General features: G+C 71.5%; 25 protein-coding genes. 12 read left to right on the top strand and 13 right to left on the bottom strand.

What is annotated here, in order from left to right:
• Positions 1-52: 52 nt before the first annotated feature.
• Entirely contained in the window at positions 53-1,984 is a 1,932-nt protein-coding gene (locus ACGFY9_RS20145; protein ID WP_393755797.1) for an AMP-dependent synthetase/ligase, read from the top strand.
• 56 nt (positions 1,985-2,040) lie between these two features.
• On the opposite strand, the gene ACGFY9_RS20140 is transcribed toward ACGFY9_RS20145, so the two are convergent.
• A complete protein-coding gene (locus ACGFY9_RS20140; RefSeq protein WP_200711930.1) occupies positions 2,041-2,451 on the bottom strand; it encodes a rodlin in 411 nt (136 codons plus the stop codon).
• Between the two features lie 314 nt (positions 2,452-2,765).
• Positions 2,766-3,179 carry a rodlin gene (locus ACGFY9_RS20135; protein WP_393755795.1) on the bottom strand — a complete coding sequence of 138 codons (414 nt, stop codon included), beginning with the start codon at positions 3,177-3,179 and terminating at the stop codon, positions 2,766-2,768.
• Positions 3,180-3,370: 191 nt separating this feature from the next.
• On the opposite strand from ACGFY9_RS20135, the gene ACGFY9_RS20130 reads away from it, so the two are divergent.
• The 3 genes from ACGFY9_RS20130 to ACGFY9_RS20120 all read left to right on the top strand — a co-directional run bounded on the left by ACGFY9_RS20130 (position 3,371) and on the right by ACGFY9_RS20120 (position 5,407).
• Entirely contained in the window at positions 3,371-3,787 is a 417-nt protein-coding gene (locus ACGFY9_RS20130) for a rodlin (protein ID WP_393755794.1), read from the top strand.
• 249 nt (positions 3,788-4,036) lie between these two features.
• Positions 4,037-4,264: a chaplin ChpD gene (gene chpD, locus ACGFY9_RS20125; protein ID WP_033284615.1), complete on the top strand. Its 228-nt coding sequence runs from the start codon at positions 4,037-4,039 to the stop codon at positions 4,262-4,264.
• A 99-nt stretch (positions 4,265-4,363) separates the two neighbouring features.
• A complete protein-coding gene (locus ACGFY9_RS20120) occupies positions 4,364-5,407 on the top strand; it encodes a chaplin family protein (protein ID WP_393755793.1) in 1,044 nt (347 codons plus the stop codon).
• A 44-nt stretch (positions 5,408-5,451) separates the two neighbouring features.
• Here the strand turns inward: ACGFY9_RS20120 and ACGFY9_RS20115 are convergent, their stop codons facing one another.
• Complete coding sequence (locus ACGFY9_RS20115) at positions 5,452-6,708, bottom strand: NAD(P)-binding domain-containing protein (RefSeq protein WP_393755792.1); 1,257 nt, start codon at positions 6,706-6,708, stop codon at positions 5,452-5,454.
• Positions 6,708-8,018 (bottom strand): ATP-grasp domain-containing protein, encoded by a 1,311-nt coding sequence (locus ACGFY9_RS20110; protein WP_393755791.1) that lies wholly within the window; start codon positions 8,016-8,018, stop codon positions 6,708-6,710. Before ACGFY9_RS20110 ends, ACGFY9_RS20115 begins: the two co-directional genes overlap by 1 nt.
• A gap of 153 nt (positions 8,019-8,171) precedes the next feature.
• On the opposite strand from ACGFY9_RS20110, the gene ACGFY9_RS20105 reads away from it, so the two are divergent.
• Complete coding sequence (locus ACGFY9_RS20105) at positions 8,172-9,467, top strand: glycoside hydrolase family 26 protein (protein ID WP_393755790.1); 1,296 nt, start codon at positions 8,172-8,174, stop codon at positions 9,465-9,467.
• Between the two features lie 22 nt (positions 9,468-9,489).
• Here ACGFY9_RS20105 and ACGFY9_RS20100 read toward each other — a convergent pair whose 3' ends face one another.
• The 9 genes from ACGFY9_RS20100 to ACGFY9_RS20060 all read right to left on the bottom strand — a co-directional run bounded on the left by ACGFY9_RS20100 (position 9,490) and on the right by ACGFY9_RS20060 (position 19,979).
• Positions 9,490-10,584 (bottom strand): GNAT family N-acetyltransferase, encoded by a 1,095-nt coding sequence (locus tag ACGFY9_RS20100; RefSeq protein WP_393755789.1) that lies wholly within the window; start codon positions 10,582-10,584, stop codon positions 9,490-9,492.
• A gap of 5 nt (positions 10,585-10,589) precedes the next feature.
• A complete protein-coding gene (locus tag ACGFY9_RS20095) occupies positions 10,590-11,222 on the bottom strand; it encodes a lipopolysaccharide biosynthesis protein (RefSeq protein ID WP_393755788.1) in 633 nt (210 codons plus the stop codon).
• Positions 11,219-12,373, bottom strand: coding sequence for a glycosyltransferase (locus ACGFY9_RS20090; protein ID WP_393755787.1), 1,155 nt, complete (start codon positions 12,371-12,373; stop codon positions 11,219-11,221). Before ACGFY9_RS20090 ends, ACGFY9_RS20095 begins: the two co-directional genes overlap by 4 nt.
• Positions 12,370-13,128 (bottom strand): polysaccharide deacetylase family protein, encoded by a 759-nt coding sequence (locus ACGFY9_RS20085; protein ID WP_393755786.1) that lies wholly within the window; start codon positions 13,126-13,128, stop codon positions 12,370-12,372. Before ACGFY9_RS20085 ends, ACGFY9_RS20090 begins: the two co-directional genes overlap by 4 nt.
• Positions 13,112-14,854, bottom strand: coding sequence for a murein biosynthesis integral membrane protein MurJ (gene murJ, locus ACGFY9_RS20080; protein ID WP_393755784.1), 1,743 nt, complete (start codon positions 14,852-14,854; stop codon positions 13,112-13,114). The genes ACGFY9_RS20085 and murJ overlap by 17 nt, the downstream gene beginning before the upstream one ends.
• A complete protein-coding gene (locus ACGFY9_RS20075) occupies positions 14,851-16,185 on the bottom strand; it encodes an O-antigen ligase family protein (RefSeq protein ID WP_393755783.1) in 1,335 nt (444 codons plus the stop codon). Before ACGFY9_RS20075 ends, murJ begins: the two co-directional genes overlap by 4 nt.
• Positions 16,186-16,251: 66 nt before the next feature.
• Positions 16,252-17,673 carry a sugar transferase gene (locus tag ACGFY9_RS20070; protein ID WP_393755782.1) on the bottom strand — a complete coding sequence of 474 codons (1,422 nt, stop codon included), beginning with the start codon at positions 17,671-17,673 and terminating at the stop codon, positions 16,252-16,254.
• A complete protein-coding gene (locus tag ACGFY9_RS20065; RefSeq protein WP_393755781.1) occupies positions 17,670-18,845 on the bottom strand; it encodes a glycosyltransferase in 1,176 nt (391 codons plus the stop codon). The genes ACGFY9_RS20070 and ACGFY9_RS20065 overlap by 4 nt, the downstream gene beginning before the upstream one ends.
• Positions 18,846-18,899: 54 nt before the next feature.
• Complete coding sequence (locus tag ACGFY9_RS20060) at positions 18,900-19,979, bottom strand: DUF3344 domain-containing protein (protein ID WP_393755780.1); 1,080 nt, start codon at positions 19,977-19,979, stop codon at positions 18,900-18,902.
• Between the two features lie 253 nt (positions 19,980-20,232).
• Here ACGFY9_RS20060 and chpG point away from each other — a divergent pair, with 253 nt between their 5' ends.
• The 7 genes from chpG to ACGFY9_RS20025 all read left to right on the top strand — a co-directional run bounded on the left by chpG (position 20,233) and on the right by ACGFY9_RS20025 (position 24,777).
• Positions 20,233-20,472 carry a chaplin ChpG gene (chpG, locus tag ACGFY9_RS20055; RefSeq protein WP_393755779.1) on the top strand — a complete coding sequence of 80 codons (240 nt, stop codon included), beginning with the start codon at positions 20,233-20,235 and terminating at the stop codon, positions 20,470-20,472.
• A gap of 260 nt (positions 20,473-20,732) precedes the next feature.
• Entirely contained in the window at positions 20,733-21,434 is a 702-nt protein-coding gene (locus ACGFY9_RS20050; RefSeq protein ID WP_393755778.1) for a hypothetical protein, read from the top strand.
• 255 nt (positions 21,435-21,689) lie between these two features.
• Positions 21,690-21,980, top strand: coding sequence for a hypothetical protein (locus ACGFY9_RS20045; RefSeq protein WP_266856879.1), 291 nt, complete (start codon positions 21,690-21,692; stop codon positions 21,978-21,980).
• A gap of 126 nt (positions 21,981-22,106) precedes the next feature.
• Positions 22,107-22,604 (top strand): DUF5949 family protein, encoded by a 498-nt coding sequence (locus tag ACGFY9_RS20040; protein WP_393755776.1) that lies wholly within the window; start codon positions 22,107-22,109, stop codon positions 22,602-22,604.
• A 185-nt stretch (positions 22,605-22,789) separates the two neighbouring features.
• Positions 22,790-23,308, top strand: coding sequence for a hypothetical protein (locus tag ACGFY9_RS20035; protein ID WP_033284546.1), 519 nt, complete (start codon positions 22,790-22,792; stop codon positions 23,306-23,308).
• Positions 23,309-23,474: 166 nt separating this feature from the next.
• Entirely contained in the window at positions 23,475-23,927 is a 453-nt protein-coding gene (locus tag ACGFY9_RS20030; RefSeq protein WP_393755774.1) for a tyrosinase family oxidase copper chaperone, read from the top strand.
• The gene (locus ACGFY9_RS20025; protein WP_393755772.1) at positions 23,911-24,777 is read left to right on the top strand and encodes a tyrosinase family protein; all 867 of its coding nucleotides are present in this window, start codon (positions 23,911-23,913) and stop codon (positions 24,775-24,777) included. Before ACGFY9_RS20030 ends, ACGFY9_RS20025 begins: the two co-directional genes overlap by 17 nt.
• The last annotated feature ends 30 nt before the right edge of the window (positions 24,778-24,807 follow it).

The following is a 24,807-nucleotide window of genomic DNA, read 5'->3' as shown; positions in this document are numbered from 1 at the left end:
CTCCTACTTGCGAGTAGGTTGACGTCCCAGTCACCGTCGACCGGGAGTCGTCATGGGCGTACGCAAGGACTTGAAGCGGGCGCGGCAACGCACCGACCTGGCGGCCCGCACCCGGGTCCAACTCACCCGGGACGAGCGGGGCGTCGTACGGGAGGCGGGCACCCTGCCCCTCGCCGCGCGCCCGACGACCGGCAGCACCGCCGACCTCCCGTTCACCAACGCGGCGGAGGCCCCCGACACCGTGGTCCTCCGCCGCGAACGGAACGGCACCTGGCACCCCGTCACCGCGACCGCCTTCGCCCACGAAGTCACCGCCACCGCAAAGGGGTTGACAGCCGCAGGCCTCGAACCGGGTGGCCGGGTCGCGATCATGTCCCGTACCCGCTACGAGTGGACGGTCCTCGACTTCGCGATCTGGGCGGCCGGCGGCCAGACGGTACCGATCTACGCCACCTCGTCGGCGGACCAAGTGGAGTGGATCGTCCGGGACTCGGGCACCCGCTTCGTCATCACGGAGACCACCGAGAACACCGACACGGTCACCACCGGCACGGCCCGCCACCCCCAACCCCCGCGCGTCTGGCAGCTGGACGCCGGAGCCATGGCCGAACTCGCCGCGCTGGGCGCGGAGTTGCCCGACGAGGAGATCACCAAACGCCGCGCCTCCCTCACCCCCGACACGATCGCGACGATCTGCTACACCTCCGGCACCACCGGACGCCCCAAGGGCTGCGTCCTCACCCACGCGAACCTGCACGCCGAGGCCGCCAACCTGGTCGAGCTGCTGCACCCCCTCTTCACGGAGGTCACCGGCCAGGTCGCCTCGACGCTCCTGTTCCTCCCGCTCGCGCACATCATGGGCCGCACCCTCCAGATCGCCTGCCTGATGGCCCGCATCGAGACCGGCCACTGCCCGAGCATCAAGCCCGACGAACTCCGCCCGGCACTGAAGGAGTTCAGGCCCACGTTCCTGGTCGGCGTGCCGTACCTCTTCGAGAAGATCCACGACGCCGGCCGCGCGACCGCCGAGAAGATGGGCCGCGCCGCCTCCTTCGACCGCGCCGACCGCGTCGCCGTCCGCTTCGGCGAGGCCTACCTGAACAAGTTCCTCGGCACCGGCAAGGGCCCAGGCCCCGCCCTCTACGCCGCCTGGGCCCTCTACGACCTGCTGGTGTACCGCCGTATCCGCAAGGAACTAGGCGGCCGCCTGCGGTACGCGATCAGCGGCGGCTCCCCGCTCGACCGCGACCTCAACCTCTTTTTCTCCGCCGCGGGGATCATCGTCTACGAGGGCTACGGCCTCACCGAGACCACAGCCGCCGCCACCGTCGTCCCGCCCCTGCGGCCCCGCCCCGGCACGGTCGGCCTCCCGGTGCCCGGCACCAGCATCCGCATCGCCGACGACGGCGAGGTGCTCGTCAAGGGCGGGGTGGTCTTCGGCGCGTACTGGAACAACCCGGCGGCCACCGACGCCGTACTGCGGGACGACTGGTTCGCGACCGGCGACCTGGGCGCGCTCGACGAGGACGGCTATCTCACCATCACCGGCCGCAAGAAGGACATCCTCGTCACCAACGGCGGCAAGAACGTCTCCCCGGCCGTCCTGGAGGACCGCCTGCGCAGCCGTGCCCCGGTCGGCCAGTGCCTGGTCGTCGGCGACAACCGCCCCTTCGTCGCCGCCCTGATCACCCTCGACCCCGAGGCCCTCGCCCACTGGCTCGCGGTCCGCAGACTCCCGGCCGACACCCCGCTCGCCGACCTGGTCGAGGACCCACGCCTGCGCGCCGACGTACAGAAGGCCGTCGACCACGCCAACGAGGCCGTCTCCCGCGCCGAGTCCATCCGCGCCTTCGCCCTGGTCGAGGGCGAGTTCACCGAGGACAACGGCCTCCTCACCCCGTCCCTGAAACTCAAACGGCACGTGGTGACGGCGGCCTACGCGGAGGACATCGAGGCCCTGTACGCGAAGCCGAAACAGGCGTAACAAAGCGGGCCGCCGAAGTGCTCGGCGGCCCGCTCTTGTGGTGCGTGGTGCTGAGGTCAGCTGCCCACGGCGCCGTTGCCCGACAGGACCGGGATGTTGTCCAGGATGTGCGACAGCGGCTCGTCGCCCTTGGCCTGGGTGGAGTTCTCGGTGCACTGCTGGTTCTGCGGGGCCGAGAGGATCGGCACGTCCTGCAGGACGGTGACCGGCACGACGCCGACGATCGAGGCGAGGTTCGCCTTGACCGGCAGGCCGACACAAGGCTTGTTCAGGGTGCCCTGGACGAGGGAGAGCTGGGGGCTCATGTCGCCCTTGGTCTCCTGGTTGCCGTACTTCTGCACGGCGCCGTTGCCCTGGGTGGTGGTGACGCCGTCGTCGTTGCCGATCGCCATCGCCGGGGTGGCGACAGCGGCGGTGGCACCGGCGAGGGAGGCGGCAACAGCCGCGGTCGCCCACAGCTTCTTCATGTTCAAACCCTTTCGGAGGACGGACTCCCGTTGCGGAGCCGCGCGATGATCAACTGAGTGATGACTGGTTTGGTTGCGGCCTTTGCCCTGAATGGAGCAATAAGTCGGCTCGCGTGTAAGCAAGTTGGCTTCCTCGCGAGGGGACGCGGCGGGTGATCCGCGGCGGGTCGCTCGGCAGGGGCTGCTGTCCGCGGGGGACCAGCGGACGGGCCGCGCGCAGCTTCCCGAACTCCTCGGCCGCCGTCCGCGCGTCCCGGCGAGGTAAACCAACGGGCCGCCGAGAGATCGACGGCCCGCTGTGCACGTCCGCGAGGTCAGCTGCCCGCGGAGCCGTTGCCCGACAGGACCGGGATGTTGTCCAGGATGTGCGACAGCGGCTCGTCGCCCTTGGCCTGGGTGGAGTTCTCGGTGCACTGCTGGTTCTGCGGCGCGGAGAGGATCGGCACGTCCTGCAGGACGGTGACCGGCACGACGCCGACCAGCGAGGCCAGGTTCGCCTTGGCCGGCAGGCCGATGCAGGGCTTGTTCAGCGAACCCTGGATGAGCGCCATCTGGGGGCTCATGTTGCCGTACGTGGCCTGGTTGCCGTAGACCTGCTCGGCGCCGTTGCCGTTCGTCGTGGTGACGCCGTTGTCGTTACCGATCGCCATCGCCGGGGCGGCGACGGCAGCCGAGGCTCCGACGACGGAAGCGGCGACAGCCGCAGCAGCCATAACCTTCTTGATCACTTGCGTGGTCCCTTCTGGAGTAACCCCGTCCACCGGAGCGACCTGAACAACTGGTGCCGGGCCGCATGGTTGCTCCGATTCACTCCAATGGCCCAGATGAATCCAACCGGGTGAAGCCACGCAACCAATCCGGCCGACCTCTGTTGATGGGGGAGCAGGAATTGTGTCTCTGCCAGGAAAGGACCGCAGAAATGCTCAAGAAGGCAATGGCTGCGACGGCTGTCGCGGCTTCCGTCGTCGGCGTATCGGCGACGGCCGCCCCGCAGGCGCTGGCCATCGGCAACGACAACGGCGTCACCACGGTCAACGGGAACGGTGCCGAGCAGGCCTATGGCAACGCCAAGACGGTCGGCGACATGAGCCCCCAGCTCGGGCTCGCCCAGGGCGACCTGAACAAGCTCTGTGTCGGTCTGCCGGCCAAGGTCAACGCGGCCTCGATCGTGGGCCTGCTGGTGCCGGTCACCGTCCTCCAGGACGTGCCGATCCTCTCGGCCCCGCAGAACCAGCAGTGCACCGAGAACTCCACCCAGGCCAAGGGCGACGAGCCGCTGTCGCACCTCGCCGACAACATCCCGGTGCTGTCGGGCAACGGCGCCATCGGCAGCTGACCGACCGTACGCCTGAGAGTGACCCGGGCGGCCCGCCGGATTTTCCGTGCGGGTCGCCCGGACCGCTGAATAAAGCTGTCTTCCCTTGAAGAGAAGCGTTTCTGCTCGGCTGCGTCCATCCCGTCAATTCGGTGCGGACGATCGAGTGAATTGTCAGGTGACACGCGTTCTTGAGTTTCTTCCTGCGTCTATCCCTCGTTTTACAGGCTGCAGGTCATGGTGGGCATGACCGCAGAGAAGGGAACGTTCATGAAGAAGAGCGCTGCTGTTGTCGCTGGTGCGATCATGGCCCTCGGTATGGCCGCCCCGGCCTTCGCCGACGCGGGTGCCGAGGGTGCGGCCGTCGGTTCGCCGGGTGTCCTCTCGGGCAACGTGGTCCAGGTTCCCGTGCACATCCCCGTCAACGTGTGCGGCAACTCGATCGACGTGATCGGCCTGCTGAACCCGGCGTTCGGCAACACGTGCGTCAACGACTGACGACGACGTAACGCACCAGCCGTTCCGGCTGTGTCATGGCCGGCCTTGGACAGGTTTCCAAGGCCGGCTTTTCCCACTTCAAGCAGGAAGACAAAGAGATTGCGACAGACCCTGGGTAAGGGAATGGTCGCGGCGGCCGCCGCGACGAGCATTCTGTCCCTGTGCGGCAGCCCCGCCCTGGCCGATTCGTACACCGGCGGCGCTGCCAAGGATTCGCCGGGCGTCCTGTCCGGCAACAGCATCGACGTCCCGATCGACGCACCGGTCAACGCCTGCGGCAACACCGCCGACGGGGTGTCCGGGTTCAACCCGACGTTCGGCAACTCCTGTGCCGGCGGCAAGGACGAGCACCGGCACGGCGACCACCACCGGTGGACCGAGCCGTCGTACGGGGACTCCGACGACGATTCCGGTTACGGCGGCTACGGCCACGACCACGGCTCCGGCTATGGAGACGACTCGGGCTACGGCTCCGGCGGTGAGTCGGGTTACGGGCACGGAGACCACACGGGCTACGGCCACGGTGACCACTCGGGCTACGGGCACGGAGACCACACGGGCTACGGCCACGGTGACCACTCGGGCTACGGGCACGGGGACCACACGGGTTACGGCCACGGTGACCACTCGGGCTACGGGCACGGAGATCACTCGGGCTACGGCACCCCGGACTGCGAGGAGACGCCGCCGCCCACGGGCGGGCACCACCACACGCCGCCTCCTCCGCACACGCCGCCCCATCACACCCCGCCGCCACCCCACACCCCGCCCCCTCATCACACCCCGCCTCCGCCCACGGGTGGACACCACACCCCGCCGCCTCCTACGGGCGGGCACCACACCCCGCCGCCTCCTACGGGCGGGCACCACACCCCGCCGCCCCCGACCGGCGGCAACCACACCCCGCCGCCTCCCACCGGTGGGCATCACACGCCGCCTCCCCCCAGCGGCGGCAACCACACCCCGCCTCCCCCCACAGGCGGGCATCACACGCCTCCGCCCAACGGTGGGGAGCACACCCCGCCGCCCGTTCTGGCGCACACCGGAAGTGAGGCCATGCTGGCCACGTCCGGTGTCAGTGCCGCACTGATCGCGGGTGGCACGATCCTCTACCGACGAGGCCGAGCCGCGTCCCGTAGGTAAGACGCACGGGGTGCCGGACGTCACCGCCCGGCACACCCGCGCCGTCAGCGCTGTACGAAGGCCGGCGTGCTCCGTCGGCCCGGTGCCGGGATCATGCCGCCGCGCGGCTCCGAGCGCAGTCGGCGCTCGACTCCCCGCACCAGCGCGCCCGCCGTGTACGTGGCGCCGTGCACGAAGCGCATCGCCGGGCCGAAGCCCGAGGCCGTCACCAGGCCCGCCATGAAGAGACCGGGGTGCGAGGACTCGAAGTCCCGGCCGATTTCCGGGGAGCCGTCGGTGACCGCGGTCAGGGAGCCCCTCAACTCGCTGGAGAGCAGCCCGAGTCGGCCGGTCGTGGCCTTGAACCCCGTTGCCGCGATGACGTGTTCGGTGTCCAGGGTCCGCGTACCGCCTGCCCGGCTCACCGTCTCCAGGCGGACCCCGCCCGGGATCACGTCGGCCGCCGCGACCTCGTGGCCGAGGAGCACCTCCACCGCCGGTTCGACCCGGTCCCGTACCCACCAAGCACCCGCCGGACCAAGGGCGTTGGCCGCGATCCTGGCCCGGGTCGACTCCGGGAGGCGGTGGAAGAGGCCGGGGCGCTCGGAGTAGAACCAGTTGCGCCAGCCGCAGCCCAGGCCGCTGTGCGGGGAGCGGGCCGACTGCCACCACGGGCGCTCCCACGCGGGCGGCACGTCGTTCCAGGACAGTTCGTCGGCGCGTGCCAACACCCTTACCCGCGTGCCCTGTTCGGCGAGCAGGGCCGCCGTTTCCAGCGCTGCCTGGCCGCCGCCGATCACCGTGACGTCCTTGCCGCGGAAGTCGTCCAGCGCGCTGTGGTGGCTGCTGTGCGAGACGAGGGACCGGCCCAACCCCCGTAGCGCGGTCGGGATTTCGACGAACGGCATGACACCGACCGCGAGCGCGACGGTACGGGCGTGCAGCACCGTGCCGTCGTCGGTCACCGCCTCGAAGCCGCCGGGCACCGGCGCGATCCGCTCGACCGTCCGCTCGTCCACCTCGGGCACGGCGTTCCGCGCGAACCACAGGCCGTACGAGGCGAACATCTCGACCGGGATCGGCTCCCCATGCCGGGCCTCCACGCCCTGGCCCGCGCAGTACACGTCCAGCGGCCAACGGCCTTCAGGGTCCGACAAGTTGGAGGCCCAGGGCTCCGACTTGAGGAACATGCCCCGGGGCATGTGGTCGCGCCAGGACGCCATCGGCCGGCCGAAGACGCGCAGGTTCAGCCCCGCGGCCGCGGCGTGGGACGCGATGGACAGGCCGTACGGGCCCGCGCCCACCACCAGCAGGTCGTACATCAGCAGCTGCTCGCTTTCTCGTCATCGCTCAACTCGGTCGACTTGCTCAACTCAGCTGGTTCTGCGGGCTTGTCGGGGCGACTCTCGCCTGCCTGCCGCACCACCCGTGCCTCCGCGGTGCTCGGCGCCGGGGCCGCCCCGACCAGCCGCTCGCGCACCTTGCGCAGCACATGCCGGCCCCACAGCCCCCACATCGCGCGGCCCGGCCCAGGGTCGTCCGGCGCGTGCCAGGCCAGCTCGCGTCCGCCGAGCGCCGGGCGCAGCGCGCTCAGCGGCGCGTAGTTCTCCACCACGAACACCCGTCCCGGCCGCGGCGATCCGTCCGGCAGCGGACGGTGGGTCAGGTCCAGGTGCAGGGCGCGGACGACGTCCAGGCCCGCTGAGTCGGCGAAGAGCCGGAACTGGGCGCCGGGCCGCGGGTTGAAGTCGAGCAGGTGATAGCGGCCGGTCGAGCCGCAGCGACGGAAGTCCAGGTCGAGGATGCCGCGGTAGCCGAGCGAGGCGGTGAGACGCTCGGCGAGCGCCTGCACCTGCGGGTTGGGCGTCCAGCGGCCCACCGCCGTCAGCCCCGCGCCGCGCGGCCAGGCGCGTTGCTTGCGGCCGGGGCCGCCGCCGCGTACGGCACCGGACCGGTCGGCGTACCCGTGGAAGAACCAGTCGCGGTCGGGCCCGGACGGCAGGAACGCCTGCAACAGCAGCCGGCTGCCCGCCTCCTCGGCGCGCAGGAACAACTCGCGCGCCTCCTGCGCGCTGTGCACCACCACCGTGCTGCGCAGCCCGGTCCCGGCCGGCACCAGCCAGGGCCGGCTCCACTTCGCGACCACCGGCAGCCCCAGTTGCCACGCCGCGCTCGCGGCCTGCGCCGGGTTCTCCGGGATCAGCGTCACCGGGTGCGGGATGTCGGCACCCGCGCACACGGCGGCCAGTTCGGCCTTGTCCGCGACCCGTCCGGGCAGCGCGCCGGGCTGCTGCGGCAGCAGATAGGAGGGCGCGAGTTCGTCGGCCAGCCGGCCGACCGCGACGGCACTCGCGTCGTCCATCGGGATCAGTACGGCGGGACGCGCGATCCGCGCCGCGACCCGGCGGAGCGTGCCGGCGATCTCGCCGGGAGACGCGCCGGGCGGCGGCGGGGGATGCATCTGGCAGACAAAGCGGGAGCTGCGTACGGGACTTCCGGCGGAATCGGCGACCACATGCACCTCCACTCCCGCCCGGCCCAGCGAACGCACGGCCCCCAGCGTTCCGTGGTGAAAGGGATTCCGGTCGATCCGCAAAAGAACTGCGGGGACACGGATGTCGAGCAGCGACACGGACTGTTTCCTTCGGTTCGGTTCACCCGTGCGGGCGATGGAGGAACTCGGAAGCCGTAACGGCGGTGGCGTAATTCATATTCATATGACTGAGTGTCAGTAGCAGGAAAAGCGAAGTCGGCACGGAGTACGACAGTGGAGAGAGGAGCAGACATGGCCCCACAGCAGCGACGGTCCCGCACCGCCCGGCTGGCCTTCATCGCGGCTACGGTCGCCGCGTCGGCGGCTTTCGCGTCGGGCCCCGGGTTCGCGGCGGGGGTGACGCGGGTCATCGATCCGCCTGCTCCCGTGACCACCACACCCACGACCACCACACCCACGACCACCGCACCCACGACCACCGCATCCCCGACCACCGCACCCACTCCCACCGCACCCGCGAGCCCGGCCTTCGGCGCCTTCCTCGACTCCGGGGCTACGGGGGTGGCCCGCATGGCCGCGCTGAGCAGCTGGCTGGGCGGGGCCGAACTGCGCGTCGGCCACACCTACCTGCCGGGCAATCACTGGAACGACATCGAGGGTGCCCCCGGTCTCCTCGACGTGTGGGCGGACTGGCGTACCGAGAAGTCCGACCGGATGCTCGTCCTCAACGTGCCGATGCAGGAGCACAACGAGGACGGCGTGTCCGACTGGCAGGTGCGGCGGCTGCTCCAGCAGGGCGCGGCCGGTCAGTTCGATCAGCACTTCAAGGCCCTCGCCGAGCGGCTGGTCGACCTGAAGGTGCCGGACACGGTGATCGTGCTCGGCTGGGAGATGAACGGCACCACGTACACCTCTCGCTGCGGGCCGGACCCGGAGGCCTGGAAGAAGTACTGGAACAGGATCGTCACCACGATGCGCTCGGTGCCGGGCCAGAAATTCCGGTTCGACTTCGATCCGAGCCGCGGCCGGGACGCCGTTCCCTGGACGCAGTGTTATCCGGGCGACGACACGGTCGACATCGTCGGAATGGATTCGTACGACCAGCCTTCCGGGCTGACGTTCGACGAGCAGGTGAAAGAGCCCTACGGACTTCAGGCACATGTGGACTTCGCCAAATCCCACGGCAAGCCCATTTCCTATCCTGAATGGGGACTCTTCCGTAACGGCGACAACGCGGAGTACATGAAGCGCATGCTCGCCTGGATGGACGAGCACAAGCCGCTGTACAACACGGTCACCGACTACTGCCCGCACGGTGTGTGGCAGTGCTCCCAGAACCCGAAGTCGTCCAAGGTCTACCGCTCGGTCCTGTTCGGCCGCACCGAGGACCCGACTCCGACCCCGACCGCACCCACGACACCCGTGACACCCACGACCCCGGTGCCGACCAAGCCGGTCACGCCCACGACACCGCCCACCCCGACGCACCCGGCCAACTGCTCGCCGGTCGAGCTGGGCGACTGGGTGGAGTACTGGCTCGGCGGGAAGCTGTGTGTGAAGTTCGACTGGTGGCAGCGCGACCGCTGAACCAGAGGTGGCGGCGGGCCGCTCACGGTCCGTCGCCACCGCGTTCCCTCCACTTCCGCAGGAGCACCTTGCCCCGCCGGCGCGCGGCGACATCGCAGACGACCGCCGACATCAGCGGCGCCGTACGACGCCGGGCCAGCAACAGCCGCTGGTTGACGACCGGTTCGGGCCGCCAGTGATGCTTGTACGGCTCGTCCCCGCGCAACAGGCTGAGCGTGCGCGGCTCGTCGGCGCCGGTGTGCTCGGCACACGCGTCGAGCAGCATCACCGCCACATCCGCCTTCCGCTCCCGCAGCCGCGGATGCGCGCCGTAGAGATAACCGCCCGCGAGCCGCCGCGACAACAGCGTCAGATCTACGGCGACCACGTCCTCGTCGAGCCGGAACTCGGTGACCACGGCGTCCCCGGAGCGCACCATCGGCCCGACCGAGCGCACCAGGTGCTCGCAGAACCGGGTCTGGAGGTGCTCGGACGTCACCTTCCGTCCCTGCCACTGGAGTTGGTGCAGTTCCAGCAGTCGCCGTAGCGCCGAGTCCACCCCGTCCGGCTGTACGACGTGACGCTCGACGCCGAGTGCCGTCAGCTTGCGGAGCTTGGCGCGGACGCGTTGGGCCTTGGAGGAGGGGAGACGGGCGACCAGTTCGTCCATCGGTACGGCCGGCAGTTCCAGGCACAGCGAGTCGTGGACGCGGCGGCGCGGGCCGCGCCAGCGGTCGTAGACGCGCTCGACCGCGCCGCCGGGGCGCACCTCGCGAAAGTCGATGAGCGCGGTGCGGGCGGCGGCCGCGAGGCCCTCGGTGAGCGCGGCGACGGCCGGGTCGCCGTGGTCGTCGTCCAGCAGGACGTCCCCGTAGTCGGAGATCGCGCCGCCGAGCGGGACCAGTGCGGGCACCGGGCGTCGTACGAGCATCAGGGGTGCGGCGGCGACGAGTTCGCGGCCGTCGCGGACAACGAGCAGGCGCAAACGACCCGTTCGGCCGTACGACAGCCACCAGGAGTGCAGCCAGGCGTGGGACTGGAACGGGGTCGCCGCGCCGCACTTCTGGTACAACCGGCCCCAGGCCGGGGCGAGTTCGGCGAACTCCTGGGCGTCGGTGACGAGTTCGGCCGAGTACACCGGTGTCACAGGACGTCGGCCGCGGTGGCCGGGCTGGGCACGGAGGCGGGGCGGCCGGTCTCGTCGCTGGTCCGGCGCGGCCGGACGAGCAGCAGCAGGCCGCCGAGGAGACCGCCCGCGCTCGCGCCCACCAGGCCGGTCACCGTGGCCGAGGCCGAGGTGGGCGCGGCCGGCTTGATGGCGCGGGCGAAGGTCTGGAGTTCGACGTGGGTCGCGGCCTTCGAGTCGTTCGCGTGCACGGTCAGCGAGCGGGACACGGCGTTGGCCATGTCGGCGGCGAGGTCGGCGCGCGAGGAGGTGGCCGTGACGGCGACCATCGGCGCGTCCGGCGAGGTCGCCGTCTGCACGCTCGACTGCAGCGTCTTCACCGGCACGCCCGCCCACACCTGCGCGTCCCCGAGCACCGCGAGCTGGGTGGCGACCCGGCCGTAGGCCTGCGCGAATCCGAGGGCGGTCGAGGAGTCGGCCTTGTCGGTGGGGACGGCGATGACGTAGCTGGTGGCCGTGTACGTCGGGGTCTTGACGATGCCGTACGCGCCGCCGAGCAGGCCGCCGGTCACGGCGCCGGCCGCGAGGAGGGACCAGGCCGGGAGGGCTTTCGCGCGGCTGAGGGGGAGGTGCTGTCGGATCTCGGTCATGAGGAACTGGCTCCCTGGGGTGCGGGGGACGGCGACGAGGTGGAGACCGCGGCCGCGTACACGTCCATGAGTTGCGCGGCGCTGCGGGTGATGCAGTAGTGGTGGGCGGCGTCCGGGGCGGTGCGCGGCCGCGGGCCCTGCGCGCGGGCCGCCGCCAGCGCGCGGGCGAAGACCTCGGGGCCGCCCTGCACACGCCGGGCGGCGGCCGCGGCCTGCGGGGGGAGGTCCTCGATGGCGGGACAGGAGGCGTAGAGCACGGGCAGCCCGGACGCCAGTCCCTCTACGACCGCCAGGCCGAAGGCCTCCTCGGGGGACGGCGAGGCGAGCAGGTCCATCGCGGCGGTGAGGGAGGGCAGATCGGGGCCCGGTGAGCCGTCGGGTACGTAGGGGCGTTCGCCGGTGAACAGCACCCGGTCGGCGACCCCGTAGTCGTGGGCCGTACGGCGCAGCAGATTCTCCTCGGTGCCGCCGCCGACCAGCAACAGCCAGTAGTCGTCCGGGAGTTGGGCGAGGGACCGGATCAACACGTCGAAGCGTTTGCCGGCGGCGAGGCGGCCGATGCCGCCGACGACGTACGCGCCCTCAGGCAGGCCGAGGCGCTGGCGGGTGCGCAGGCGCTGGACCGGGTCGAAGCGGAAGCGGGCCAAGTCGATGCCGTTCGGGACGACTTCGATGCGCGGGCCCGGCACGCCCCACTGCTTCAGGCGCTCGGCGACCGTGGGGGAGACGGCGACCGTGGAGCGGCCCAGGCGTTCGCTGGCGAGGTACAGGGCGCGGACACCGGTGCTGAGACCGCGGCCCTCCATCTGCGAGTCGCCCAGGGAGTGTTCGGTGGCGACGACCGCCTTCACTCCAGCGATCCGGGCGGCGAGCCGGCCGTAGACACAGGCGCGGTAGAGGTGGGTGTGGACGAGGTCGTAGCCGCCGGTGCGGATGAGGCGGACCAGGCGGGGGAGGGCGGCGAGGTCGCGGTTGCCGGTCATGCCGAGGTGGAAGACGCGCACCCCGTCGGCGGTCAGTCCGGCGGCGACCGCGCCCGGGTTGGTGAGCGTCACGACATCGCAGTCGACCGGCAAGTGGTGGATGAGCAGCCGCAGTTGCTGCTCGGCGCCGCCGACGCCGAGCCCGGTGATGATGTGCAGGGCCTTCATGCGAGCCCCTCCACCGGACGTCGGCGCAGGCGGTGCAGCCGGTACTTGAGGAAGAGGCGTACGGCGGTGTCGTTCTGGCCGATGTGGACGCGGGGGAGCGCGTGGAGGCCGCCCAGGTCGCCGGGGTCGATGGCGCAGGCATAGGCGTAACCGGCCTCGCGGACGGCGGCGATCGCGCGGGCGTCGATCGTGCCGTAGGGGTAACAGAAGCCGTCGACAGGGGAGTTGAGCAACTCCTGGAGCCTGGAACGGCTTTCGGCGACTTCGGCGCGCAGGGTGGCGTCGTCCGCCTTGGTGAGGTCGACGTGGGTGAGTCCGTGCGAGCCGATCTCCACGCCGTGTGCGGCCGCTTGGCGGATGCCGTCGGCGGTGAGGAGGGGTTTGCGGGGGCCCAGCGGGTCCCAGGCGTTGTCGCCGCCGAGGCGGCCCGGGAGAACGAAGAGGGTGGCGCCGCAGTCCCAACGGGCCAGCAGGGGAAGGGCGTTGGTGACGAAGTCGGCGTAGCCGTCGTCGAAGGTGAGACCGACCAGACCGTGGCCCTCGCCCCGGGCGCGGGCGGCGAGCAGGTCGGCCATGGACACGCCTCGCAGACCGCGTCGGCGCAGCCAACTCAGCTGCTGTTCAAGGCGGTCGGGGGTGACCGTGATGCGGTAGGGGTCGTCGGAGCAGTCGCCTACGGAGTGGTACATCGCCACCCACGGGACCGGGCCCGTGGCGCGTCTGCCGGTGGTCGGGGAATCAACGGGAGCGGCCATGGATGAGCCTTCGTGTGACGGAGCGTACGGTTTCCAGTGCGGGTGCGAAGCCCTGGGCGCCCAGGGCCCAGCCGAGCAGGACGAAGACGACGGTGACGGTCGTGCAGCCGACGGTCAGACCGAGCAGCGGCGAGGGCAGCGCGCGGGCCACGAACGCCCCCGCGATCGTGGCGACCACGGCCGCGCGCACCGGCCGGCTCAGCTCGATCAGGACCTGCCGGGTGCGGAGCGGGACACTGCGCGGGCCCGATCCGTAGAGCAGGAGCAGGGCGGTGAAGGTGATGCCGGTGGCGTTGGCGACGGCGATGCCGATGACGCCCCAGGGGCCGACCGTCCAGGCGCCGATCCAAGTGGTCACGACGATGCCGGCGGCCATCGCGCCGACCGGGTACCAGGTGGGGCGGCCCGCCGAGAAGTAGGAGCGGACCAGGACGCCGACCAGGGTCTGGCCGAGCAGTCCGAGGGCGTACACGCGCATCACACTGGCCGTAGCGGCGGTGTCGTGGGCGGTGAACGCGCCTCGCTGGAAGAGGAGTTGGATGATCTGCGGGGCGCAGGCGATCACCGTGGCGGCGCCGAGCAGCACCAGGCAGGCGGCGAGCGCGAGGTCCCGCTCGACGCGGTTGCGGGCCTTCTCCGTGTCGCCCTCGGCCAGCGCCCGCGCGACCACCGGGAAGGTGACCGTGCACAGCATCAGCGAGAGCACCATCGGCATCTGGGCGACCTTCTGCGCGTAGTTCAGATGCGAGATGGCGCCGGCCGGGAGGTGGGAGGCGAGGAAGCGCTCGATGAGGACCTGGGACTGACGGCAGAGTGCGAAGAGCAGCACGGTGGCCATCAGGGCGAGGTTCATCGGGCGGGGTTCGGCGGGGCCGGTGTCCGCGTCCGGGGTGGTGGGCTTGTGGCTCGTCAACTGGCGCCACAGTGCGGGGAGTTGGGTCAGCACCATCAGGATGCCGCCCCCGGCCACACCGAGGGCCGCCGAGCGTACGCCCCAGTGGGCGCCGAAGGCGTACATCCCGGCGATGATGCCGATGTTGTACGCCACGTAGATCGCCGCCGGGGCTACGAAGCGGCGGTGGGCGCGGAGCGCCGCGCTGCAGTAGCCGGCGAGGCCGAAGCTGAGGACGCAGGTCGCGGTGAGGCGGGTGCAGCTGATGGCCAGGGCGGGGTTCGGCAGGCCGGGGGCCAGGGCCTCGACCAGGTAGGGGGCTGTGCCGATGAGGAGTGCCGATACCGCGATGAAGGCCAGGGTCAGGCGGGGGAGGGTGGTTGCCACCAGGGTGCGGACCGGGTCGCCGGGGGCGCCTTGCGCTCTGCGGGCCAGGGCCATGCTGAACGCCGGGATCAGGGCGAAGGCCAGGCCGTCCTCGATCAGGAGGGTGGCGGCGAACTCGGGGATGGTCCAGGCGACGAGGAAGGCGTCTGTTTCGCTGCCGGCGCCGAAGAGGCGGGCCAGGGCCTGGTCTCGTGCGAGGCCTAGGAGGGAGCCGGTGATGGAGAGGGCGGCGGTGATTAGTGCGGCTTTGGCAAGGAAGTTGCGGGACTCTGGGGTGGGGGTGTCTTCGGGGGTGCGGGCCGGTGGCAGGAGTGGGGTGGTGTCGGTCGTTGTCTGGGTGCTGCGCCGTGGGGGCTGGTCGCGCCCCGCGGCGGAGCCGCTGATCGATACAGCCCCGCGCCCCTTGGGGGAGTTGGGGCTGGCCTGTGTTGGAGGCGTTGCCGTCATTGGGTCAGGGCCCCTTCGGCGGGTGCACGTACCGGAACCGCCACATTCGGCTGCTCCTCCGCGTTTGCGCCCACCAAGGACCACCAGGCCGCCAAGCCGAAGACGACCGCCGTCAGTACTGTCGACGGGCCCCCGATGTCTGCGTACATGAAGTCGATCAGTTGCCAGGTCAGGAGGCCGGTGGAGACCAACGCGCAGTCCAGGCCCGGGAGTTTGGTGCGGTGGACGTGGAAGAGGCCGCGTAGGGCGCAGACCAGGAGGGCGAGCCAGCTGCCGGCCAGGGTGACGAGGCCGAGTAGGCCCTGTTCGCTGAGGACCAGGAGGTACATGTTGTGGGGGGAGAGCAGGGGTTGTTTGAGGAACGCCGCGCCTGCGCCTTCCGTGTCGCTGCCTGAGGACAATGCCAACGAGGCGTTGCCGTCGCGGTGTTCGGGGAAGCCCTTCAAGCCGACGCCGGCGAGCGGGTGTTCGCGCCACATCGCTGTTGCCGCCGCCCACATCGTGTAGCGGTCGATCACCGACTGGTCGGGGGCGTCGGTGACTTGGGTGATGCTGTCGATCCGCTCCTGGAGCATCGCCGTACCGACGCCGAAGCCGCCCACCAGGACGATGCCCGCCGCCGTCACCGCCGCCGCCACCTTCAGGGCTCGGCGCAGGCCCGCCAGAGCCAGCTGGATCGCGCAGGTCGCGGCCGTTGCGATCCAGGCGCCCCGGCTGAAGGAGAGGGCCAGGGGGAGGAGGAGAACGAAGGCGCAGGCTGCCGCAACTGCCCTGTGCCGTGCGTCATTTCGGCCCAGGGCGAGGGCCAGCGCGCAGATCAGGCCGAAGGACACCACCGTCGCCATGCCCATCACGTCGGTCGGGCCGAACGTGCCCACCGCGCGGATGTCCTCGCCCTGGTACGAGGCGCCGGTCGCGGTGACGTACTGCTTGACGCCGATCGCCCCCTGCCACAGCGCGAGTGCTACGAACGACCAGGCCAGGAGGCGGAAGTCACGGCGGTCGCGGATCAGGAGGACGACTGCCGCGGGGACCAGCACGAAGATCTGGAGGTAGCGGCCCAGGCCGCTGAGGCCCGCGCCCGGTGTGGACGCGCCCATCGCGGCGATCGACAGGCCCAGGACGGGAAGTCCCATGACCGCTACGGCAGTTGGGGTCAGGGGGCGGCTGCGGTCGCGGAGCAGACGGATCGCGCAGTACAGCACCACCAGGCCGGAGACCGCGTCGGCCGGGCCCGCGCCGCCCTCGCCCGGGGTGAGCGGCAGGCCGAGCAGGGCGATCACGGCGACGACCGGAAGGACGGGTGCGAACGGGTGGACGCGGCGCAGCACGGTTCAGCTCCCCGTCGGACGTACGGGCAGGACAGGGGCGTTCATGCGGGCTCGGTGGTTCACGGCTCAGCTCCCGGTCGGACGTACGAGCGCGGTCACCGTGCGGGCCAGGATGCAGATGTCCTGCCACAGCGACCAGTTGTCGATGTACGCGTTGTCGAACCGGCAGCGGTCCTCGATCGAGGTGTCGCCGCGCAGCCCGTGGATCTGGGCGAGGCCGGTGATGCCGGTCTGCATCCGGTGGCGGGCCGCGTAGCCGGGGTAGGTCTGGCTGAACTGGGCGACGAAGTAAGGGCGTTCGGGGCGCGGGCCGACCAGGCTCATGTCGCCCCGGAACACGTTCCAGAGCTGGAGCAGTTCGTCCAGCGAGGTCTGGCGCAGGAAGCGGCAGAAGCGGCTCATCTGCGGCTCGCGCGCGATGTTCCAGCGGGTCGCCGCCTCGTGCTCGTCGACCGGGCGGTGGGTGCGGAACTTCAGCAGGGTGAAGGGGCGGCCGTCCTTGCCGATGCGCTCCTGGCGGAAGACGACACCGGGTCCGTCGGTGAGACGGAGCACCACCGCGCACACCAGCAGCAGCGGGCTCACCAGGAGGAGCAGGATCCCGGACGCCAGTACGTCCAGTGCCCGCTTGCCGAAGCTGCCGGGGCGGCGCGACCCCAACTCCAGCCGCCTGCAGGCGAATCCGGCCAGCTGGTCGCGCATCTCGTACGAAGGCGAGTCGGCGTCGACCTCCCACACCACGCAGCCCGACTCCGCCAACGCCCGCAGCAGCGGCCCGCGTTCGGACCGTACGGAGGGATGCACGGTGAGGACGGCCCGGACGCCGTTCTGGATGAGGGCCCGCTCGACCTCCTCGCCGGTGGTCAGGACCGGCAACCCCTCGGTGCCGTCCGGGTGTTCGGCGACGATGCCGACCGGCTCGACCCCGCAGTTCGGGTGCCGCAGCACCGCCGCCGCCACGCGTTGAGCGGTCGTCGCCGGGCCGATCACGAGGGCGGTGCGGGGGCGGTTCAGCAGGGCCTTGCGGCGGCGTCGGTGCACCGCGCCGCGGGCCACGCAACTCGCCGCCGATTGAAGGGCGAAGCCCAGGAGCAGGGTGCGCGGGGACAGCGCGCGGTCGGGGGCGTAGGCCGCGGTGAGCGTGCCGAGGGCGAGCCACGCGACGGCGATCCGGCCGCAGACGGCGGGCAGTTCGTCGAGGACGCGGGGCACGGCCCGGGGCAGATGCGGACGCAGCAGTATCGACCCGGCGATCAGCAGGGCCACCAGGAGCGGTCTGCGCCGGCTGCCGGTGAGCGCGAGGGCGCCCACGAGCGCGGCGGTGAGGTCAGCGCCGAGCAACGGCAAGGGTGAGGTCGGCCGCGCGGGCGGGCGGCGGACCGGGAACCGGAAACCGCCGCCGGTGCGGCGGGGGATGACCGAGACGTTCGAGAATCCGTGGTCCCGTGGCTGTCCGCCGGGGGAGGGGACGGTGCTTTCCGCAGTCACGAGTGGATGGACTCCCTGCACTCGGTGGGCACGACGGGTTTGCCGCCGAGGAGCTCGCGATACACGCCCGCGATCGCCTCGGCGGAGTGCCGCACGTCGTGCGTGGACTGGACGTACCGCCGCCCCTGGTGGCCGAGGGACTCGCGCAGCAGCGGGTCGAGCAGCAGCTCGGCGACGGCCCCGGACATGACCGCCGGGTTCTCCGCCGGGACCAGACAGCGAGGAGCGAGACCGGGTGGCAGGCTCTCGCGGGCGCCGGCGACATCCGTGACGACGACGGGCCGCCCGCAGGCCATCGCCTCCAGCGGGGCGAGCGCCATGCCCTCCCAGCGCGAGGGCAGGACCACCAGGTCGGCGGCCTGGTACCAGGGCACTGGGTCGATGACGGCACCCGCGAACAGGACGGAATCCGGGGCGAGTTGGCGCAGCGCGGCCCGGTCGGGCCCGTCGCCGACGAGCACGAGCCGCGCCTTCGGCACCTGTCGGAGGATCGCGTCCCACGCCGTCAGCAGGACGTCCTGGCCCTTCTGCCGGCACAGCCGCCCCACGCACACCACCAGCGGCGCGGCCGGATCGACCCCGGCGAGCTGCTCGATGCCGGCCCGTACGGTGTCGACGGCCGCAGGGTGGAAGCGCTCGGTGTCGATCCCGTTGGGGATCACGCTCCAACGGCCCCGGACCCCGGCCCGCAGCCCGGTCGTCCGCTCAGCCTCGCTCACGCACACCGTCCGGGTGGCCCAGCGCGCGCCCCACCGCTCCCAGCCGACGGCGAGCGAGGCGGTGACCCCGCCGACCGCCTCGAACGACCAGGCGTGCGGCTGGAACACGGTCGGGATCCGCCCCCGCACGGCAAGACGTCCGGCGAGTCCGGCCTTCGCGCTGTGTGCGTGCACCAGATCGGGCCGCACCTCCGCGACCACCCGGGCGAGCCGCCGTACCTCGGAGACCAGCGCCGGGCCGGGTGACCGGGTCGCCTCCCACAGGCGTACGTCGGCGCCGAGTGCCCGGACCCCGTCCGCGAGGCTGCCGCCGGCTGGGCAGGCGACCGTGACATGCAGGCCGGACGCGAGCTGAGCCCGCGTCAGATCCAGGACGACACGGGCGACCCCGGCGTCCACGGGCTGGGCGAGGTGCAGGACCCGTGGCCGAGGGTCGGTTGCTGGCTGGTGCATTGCGCGGTTTCCTCGCTCACGGGTGGTGCTCGGGACTGCGGGCGGGAACGCGCCTCACTGCTGGGCGTCGACGGCGACGAAGAGCGCCCCGAACCACGCCGCGTCCCGCTGGGAAACGAGCCGGAAGGCCAGCTGGTCACCGCCGGGACGCAGCGCCTTGCCGAGATCGAACACATCGGAGTCGTAGCCGAGCGTGTTCGCATACGCGGGCGCACGCTCCGAAGGCGCCGCCGGCGGGTCGCTGATCGTGGAATTCAGCACGTCGTCACGGGGGTTGGCGCCGTCACCGAGCGCGGTGGCGTTCGTACGACCGGTCGCGAGGGTGAGCGAATCCCCGGTGCGGCCGCGATCCCCGTTGTACGCCACCACGCCCGCGCGTCCCCCGGCGTGCGCGGGCACACGCACCCTGCGCATCCGGATCTCCGCGCCGGTACGGGAGTCCAGCGTGCCGAAGCCGTCCCACAACTCCAGTCGGCGCAGCGGCTCCTGCGGCTTCTCGTACGCCACGACGAGCGTCCAGCCGCCCCAGGCACCGGCCGCGGACTTGCCCATCGCCGTGTTGATCTGGGCCACGGTGTAGAGGCCCGAGCCGCTCTCCCGGACCAGCTTGGTGACGTCCGCCGAGGCCTGGAACGCGTCCGCGCCGCCCGCCACCCGGTGCCCGACGACCGTGTCCGCGAGCACCGCCTTGTACTCGCCGCCGGGCTCCGCGATCAGCACCCGCCCGTTGTCCTTGGGCGGCTTCTGCTCGCCGACGCGGAGGTTGCCGCCCCAGTACAGGCGCGCGTACGTGGCCCGGGCACCCTCGGGCAGCCGGACCTCCGCGCGGGAGGAGTTGTAGGTGTTGGGGTCGCGGTCGACGTCTACGTAGAACATGTCGAAGTCGCCGTTGACCGCGGCCTGTCCTTCTCGTACGGCGGGGCAGGCGGCCGAGTCCGCGCGGCAGCTGATGGAGGTGTTGGCCGCGCGGACGATGCCGCCGTGCTGGAGCGCGTGGTAGCGCTGGGCGAACGGGACGCGCTCGGCCTCGGCGGACGGGGCGGATGCTCCGGAGGCGGCCGGGGCCCAGATCGTGACGAGGGCGAGAGCGCCCGTCGACGCCCGGCGCAGCAGCGGACCCAGGGAATTGCGCATGACCGGAGGTGCCCTTTCGGGAAGTACGGCCCCTATATGCGATCTGATGGCTATAGGGGTACTTCGGGAGATGCGCAACTCTAGTGGCTACCCGTATTAATCCGGCGAAACGCGACAAGTGTGTCGGAATGGTGAAGTTCGGCCTCCGGGAGATCACCCCATTGGCGGCACAACCCCTTGGGGTGCCGCGCGTTGACACAGCGCCGGGCATCCCCGCCCGGATGTTTGTTTCAACCCCAAGGAGCACCTCTCCATGTCGCGTATCGCGAAGGGCCTGGTCCTGACCTCCGTTGCCGCCGCCGCCATGGCGGGCACCGCCGGCATCGCCGCCGCCGACAGCGACGCGCACGGCGCGGCCGCCCACTCCCCGGGCGTGCTGTCCGGCAACGTCGTCCAGGTTCCGATCCACATCCCGGTCAACGTCTGCGGCAACACCGTCAACGTCATCGGCCTGCTGAACCCGGCCTTCGGCAACACCTGCGTCAACGACTGACGTCCGCGCGCATCACTTCGTCCGGCCGTTCTCCCGTGGGGTCTCCACGGGGGGACGGCCGGTCGGCGTTCGGCGGTGTTGCCCCGAATGGGCGGTAGCGGTCCCGGTCCGGCGGTTCGGTCTTGACATGGCCCTCACCAGGCACGACGCCAACCGTACGGCTGACGGACGGTCACCTGGCGCGTCTGACCGGTTGCAGATGGTGGTGAGCGCTTTCACGGTGGGCTCAAGATCCGAAGCACCACCGAAAGGAAACACCCATGCGTGGTCTGCCCGCACGGCGCGTCGCGTCATCCGTGCTCTGTGCCACTGTCCTGATCGGAATCGCCGGCCCCGCGGCCGTCGCGGCCGACAACGACTCGGCGCGGAAGCACGTCCACGCCGCGTCGAGCGCGCCGGTCCCGGGCGCTGACGCGCTGCTCGCCCAGGTCAAGGGCCTCGGCGACGTCGGCGGCGTGCTCACCCCCGTCACCGACCTGCTGACCCAGGTGCTCAAGGCCGACAACGGCCAGCTCTCCGCCGACCAGGCGCAGAAGCTGGGCGACGCGGTCAGCCAGGCCGTCGCCAAGATCACCGCGGCGGCGCCTGCCGCTCCGGCGGTTCCGGCGGTCCCCGCGGCACCTGCCGTGCCCGCCGTGCCCGCGGTTCCGGCCGTGCCCGCGCTGCCCTCGCTCAAGAGCGGCGACGACTCCAAGGCCAAGGCGGCGCCCGCCGACCTCGCCGGTGACGCCCTCGCCTCCCTTCAGAAGGCGGTCACCGCGCTGCTCACGGCGGTCACCTCCGGCGATGTCAGCAAGGTCGTCCCGGCGGTCACCGGTGTGGTGACGGGCCTCGTCAACGTGGTCGCGGCCACGCTGCTCGGCGGCGGTCTGCCCGCACCGAGCCTGGCCGGTCTGCCCGCGCTGCCGTCGCTGCCTTCGACGTCCGCGCTCCCGGCGGTTCCGGCGCTTCCGAGCGTCTGACGCGAGCAGCCGTAGGGCAGTCGCAGCGCAGTCGTAGAACGGCCGTCGGTCCGGTCCCTTTCCGGGGCCGGGCCGACGGTCTTTTCGGTTCCACGGCCTTTTCATATGAGGATGGGAATCGCCGATGAGACACACACCGCATTCGGGTGGGCAGCAGAAACTTTCTGCGCACGGGGTTTCCGCCCCGGCCGGAACTCGTTACACACGGCGACAGAATTCGCTCTGGTGACATGAGTTGCCGAAGAAAGGAACACGATGAAGTCCCTGAAGGCTGCCGCTGTCGTTGCCGGGTCCCTCGCCATCGCCGGTGCCGCCGCGCCCGCGTTCGCCTACAGCCCCGCCGACGTGACGCCCACCAGCCTCACCGGCGCCGTCAACACCCTCACCAGTGGTCAGCTCCAGCCCGCCGACGTGATGCCGCTGCAGCACCAGTCGGACGCGCTCGACACCGAGAACAAGGGCTCCGCGCTCAACACCGTCAAGGGTGCCACCGCCGCGCTGAACCAGCACAACCCGCTGCTCGGCGGTCTCCCGCTGCAGAGCTGAGTCTCCCCGGTGTGTTCGAGGGGCGTCGCGAGGCGTCCCTCGTTCGTGTGGCGGGGCGCCCGCGCCATCGGCCGGACGGGTGAGAACGCGTCCGGTGGCCTTCCGGCCCGTCGATAAGGTCGCGCGGTGACCTCAACCTCAAGCGAAACGCGCCCCTTCCGCGTCGCCGACCTCGGCACCCTCGTCGTCCTGGCGTGGAGCGGCGAGGCCCCCGACGGGGACATGCCCTACCTCCTCGCCTACACCCTGGGCGACGCCGCGGACGGCCCCGAGGCCGCCACCGCCGCCGTGGAACGGCTGCTGACCGACAACGGGCTCCCGGTCGGCGGCAACGTCGTCGACGGCGCCAGCAAGCCCAGCCTGCCGATCACCATGCTCATCGAGTCCGGGCAGGCCGTCCTCAACATGCCGCAGCTCAACGCCCAGTGCGTGCCGCCGCCCGAGTGGCTCGCGGCGGTCGGCGAACGCGGCTTCGCCTACCTCGTGTTCACCACCCGCCCCTGGCCCGAGGCCGAGCCGGGCAAGCCCGTCACCCCCGAGGCGCTGGCCGAGTTCGCCGGCTCCGAGGACACCCTGAACGCCGCCGCGCACATCATCCTGCCCGCCCGCAGCCTGCGCGGCTGACGACCGGACAGCGGGCGGGAATTGCCGGGTCCGGCCCGCTGACGGAAGCAACTTCCGGCCCGCCGACGGGAATTCCGGAAAGCTGACTACTACGGCACCCGGGGGAATCTTGAACTGATGCGCTGCCCGGCCTCGTTACCCGGTCAGCACGCAGAGCCTCCGAATTCCGAAAGGGACCGCACTCCATGAAGTCGACCACCCGAGGAACCATCGCCGCCGTCATCACGGCCGTGGCGGCCGCGACCGGCGCCGCCGTCGCGACCCCCGCCGCCGCGATCGGCACGGTCCCCGTGCCCGTGCCGCTTGAGGGTGCGGAGAGCGCCCTCGGCATGGAGCTGCCCAAGCTGGGCGGGGAGGTGCCGGTGCCCATGCCGGGCTCGCCCGAGGGCCCGCGGTACGTCGAGGGCCGGCTCATCCCGGAGCGGGCCGTGCCCCAACTCCCGGTCCACGGCGGGCTGCCCGGCCTCGGCCTGCGCGCTCCGCTGCCGCACGTCCTCGGCGACGGCTTCGACCACGTCGGCGTCAGCACGCCGGCCTCCGACCTGCGCACGATGGCCCCGGGCCTGGCGCTGGACGTGCCGCTGACCCCGCCCAACCCCGACAACTTCGGTCTCCCGGACCTGAAGGCGCCCCAGCTGGGCGTCCTGGCGCCGGTGCTGCAGACCGTGCCGGGCGCGGACCTGGTCACGGGCGCCGGCCTCTAGGACGTAGCGCGGGAAGAACGAAGGCGGCCGCAGGGCCGGAGCGGATGAGGGCCCGGGTGGTGCGACCCGGGCCCTTCTGTCTGCCCGAGCCCTGCGGAGAGTGACCGCACGGGGTACTGGACGGTTAGCCCCTCGAACGAGCCGTACCGGACGAGGGAGTTGGGCCATGAGTGTGAGCGTCGGTGGAGTTTCGGTGGGCGGGGAGTCGCTGCGGCCGGTCAGACCCGGGCCGGTGCGCAGGACGCGGCGGGAGGCGCTGCGCGGGGTGTTCGGTGCCGCCCTCGCGGTGGCCCTCGTGCCCGTCGTCGCGGCCTCGCGGCCCACGCGCTCCGGCGAGGACCCCGGGGACACCGCCTTCGACGAGACGTACCGGGGCCGTCGTATCCACGGCGTGCTGACGGACGGGTGGCAGGTCACGGTGGACGGCAGGCCGCTGCATCTGATGCGGCGCGCGGACGGCACCTGGCTGAGCATGGTCGACCACTACCGCTCGTATCCCACCGCCCTGGAGGCGACCCGCGCGGCCGTCGACGAGCTGAGCCCCGGCCGGGAACTGCGCGAGGCGGACGGTCCGATGGAGCAGATGCACATGGGGGGAGACCATGGCGTACACGCGTAAGGACGTCAGCACGCTCACGAGCGCCGAGAAGCGGCGGTTCGTGGCGGCGCTGCTGGAGGTCAAACGGCGGGGCGAGTACGACGAGTTCGTGCGCACGCACATCGAGTTCTTCGTGCCCGACGGGGAGTACGGACTGCGCTCGGCGCACATGGCGCCCTCCTTCCTGCCCTGGCACCGGCAGTTCCTGCTGGACCTGGAGCGGGCGCTGCGCCGGGTCGACTCCTCGGTGACGGTGCCCTATTGGGACTGGACACGCGAGCGCTCCGCGACCTCCATGCCCTGGACAAAGGACCTGCTGGGCGGCACCGGGCGGCGCTCCGACCACCAGGTGACGACCGGGCCGTTCGCCTACGCGACGGGCAAGTGGAAGATCACGGAGAATATCACCGACGAGCCGTACCTCACCCGGGACCTGGGCCGGGCCGGCTCCCCGATCGCGCTGCCGACGAAGAGCGACCTGAACGGGGCGCTCGCCGACCCGGTCTACGACGTCTCGCCCTGGGACTCGACCTGCCGCACGGGGTTCCGCAACCGGCTCGAAGGGTGGGGCACCGGGTCGGGCAGCGCGTCCTGGCGCAACCACAACCGGGTCCACAAGTGGGTCGGCGGAGTGATGCTCGGCGGCGCGTCCGTCAACGACCCGGTGTTCTGGCTGCACCACGCCTTCATCGACCTGCAGTGGTCGCGCTGGCAGAGCAGGCACCGCGGCGCCCGCTACCTTCCGGCGAAGCCGCCGGGCGCGGGCGACGACCAGGAGGGGCGGGTCGTGGCACGGCAGGAGCGGATGCCGCCGTGGGACGTGACGCCGGAGCAGCTGGAGGACGTCAGCGCGATCTACCGGTACGCCTGACCGGTCGTCGGCATGGGGAAACGGGGAGAG

This window comes from Streptomyces sp. NPDC048504 (genome assembly GCF_043200035.1).
Taxonomy (GTDB): Bacteria; Actinomycetota; Actinomycetes; order Streptomycetales; family Streptomycetaceae; genus Streptomyces.
This window is presented reverse-complemented; position numbering and strand designations above follow the sequence as displayed.

Bases quoted from the DNA above. Each gene is read 5' to 3' on its own strand.
- ACGFY9_RS20145 (WP_393755797.1), top strand. From the start codon at position 53: ATGGGCGTACGCAAGGACTTGAAGCGGGCGCGGCAACGCACCGACCTG.
- ACGFY9_RS20140 (WP_200711930.1), bottom strand. From the start codon at position 2,451: ATGAAGAAGCTGTGGGCGACCGCGGCTGTTGCCGCCTCCCTCGCCGGT.
- ACGFY9_RS20130 (WP_393755794.1), top strand. From the start codon at position 3,371: ATGCTCAAGAAGGCAATGGCTGCGACGGCTGTCGCGGCTTCCGTCGTC.
- chpD (WP_033284615.1), top strand. From the start codon at position 4,037: ATGAAGAAGAGCGCTGCTGTTGTCGCTGGTGCGATCATGGCCCTCGGT.
- ACGFY9_RS20115 (WP_393755792.1), bottom strand. From the start codon at position 6,708: ATGTACGACCTGCTGGTGGTGGGCGCGGGCCCGTACGGCCTGTCCATC.
- ACGFY9_RS20105 (WP_393755790.1), top strand. From the start codon at position 8,172: ATGGCCCCACAGCAGCGACGGTCCCGCACCGCCCGGCTGGCCTTCATC.
- ACGFY9_RS20095 (WP_393755788.1), bottom strand. From the start codon at position 11,222: ATGACCGAGATCCGACAGCACCTCCCCCTCAGCCGCGCGAAAGCCCTC.
- ACGFY9_RS20090 (WP_393755787.1), bottom strand. From the start codon at position 12,373: ATGAAGGCCCTGCACATCATCACCGGGCTCGGCGTCGGCGGCGCCGAG.
- ACGFY9_RS20085 (WP_393755786.1), bottom strand. From the start codon at position 13,128: ATGGCCGCTCCCGTTGATTCCCCGACCACCGGCAGACGCGCCACGGGC.
- murJ (WP_393755784.1), bottom strand. From the start codon at position 14,854: ATGACGGCAACGCCTCCAACACAGGCCAGCCCCAACTCCCCCAAGGGG.
- ACGFY9_RS20065 (WP_393755781.1), bottom strand. From the start codon at position 18,845: ATGCACCAGCCAGCAACCGACCCTCGGCCACGGGTCCTGCACCTCGCC.
- ACGFY9_RS20060 (WP_393755780.1), bottom strand. From the start codon at position 19,979: ATGCGCAATTCCCTGGGTCCGCTGCTGCGCCGGGCGTCGACGGGCGCT.
- chpG (WP_393755779.1), top strand. From the start codon at position 20,233: ATGTCGCGTATCGCGAAGGGCCTGGTCCTGACCTCCGTTGCCGCCGCC.
- ACGFY9_RS20050 (WP_393755778.1), top strand. From the start codon at position 20,733: ATGCGTGGTCTGCCCGCACGGCGCGTCGCGTCATCCGTGCTCTGTGCC.
- ACGFY9_RS20045 (WP_266856879.1), top strand. From the start codon at position 21,690: ATGAAGTCCCTGAAGGCTGCCGCTGTCGTTGCCGGGTCCCTCGCCATC.
- ACGFY9_RS20035 (WP_033284546.1), top strand. From the start codon at position 22,790: ATGAAGTCGACCACCCGAGGAACCATCGCCGCCGTCATCACGGCCGTG.
- ACGFY9_RS20030 (WP_393755774.1), top strand. From the start codon at position 23,475: ATGAGTGTGAGCGTCGGTGGAGTTTCGGTGGGCGGGGAGTCGCTGCGG.
- ACGFY9_RS20025 (WP_393755772.1), top strand. From the start codon at position 23,911: ATGGCGTACACGCGTAAGGACGTCAGCACGCTCACGAGCGCCGAGAAG.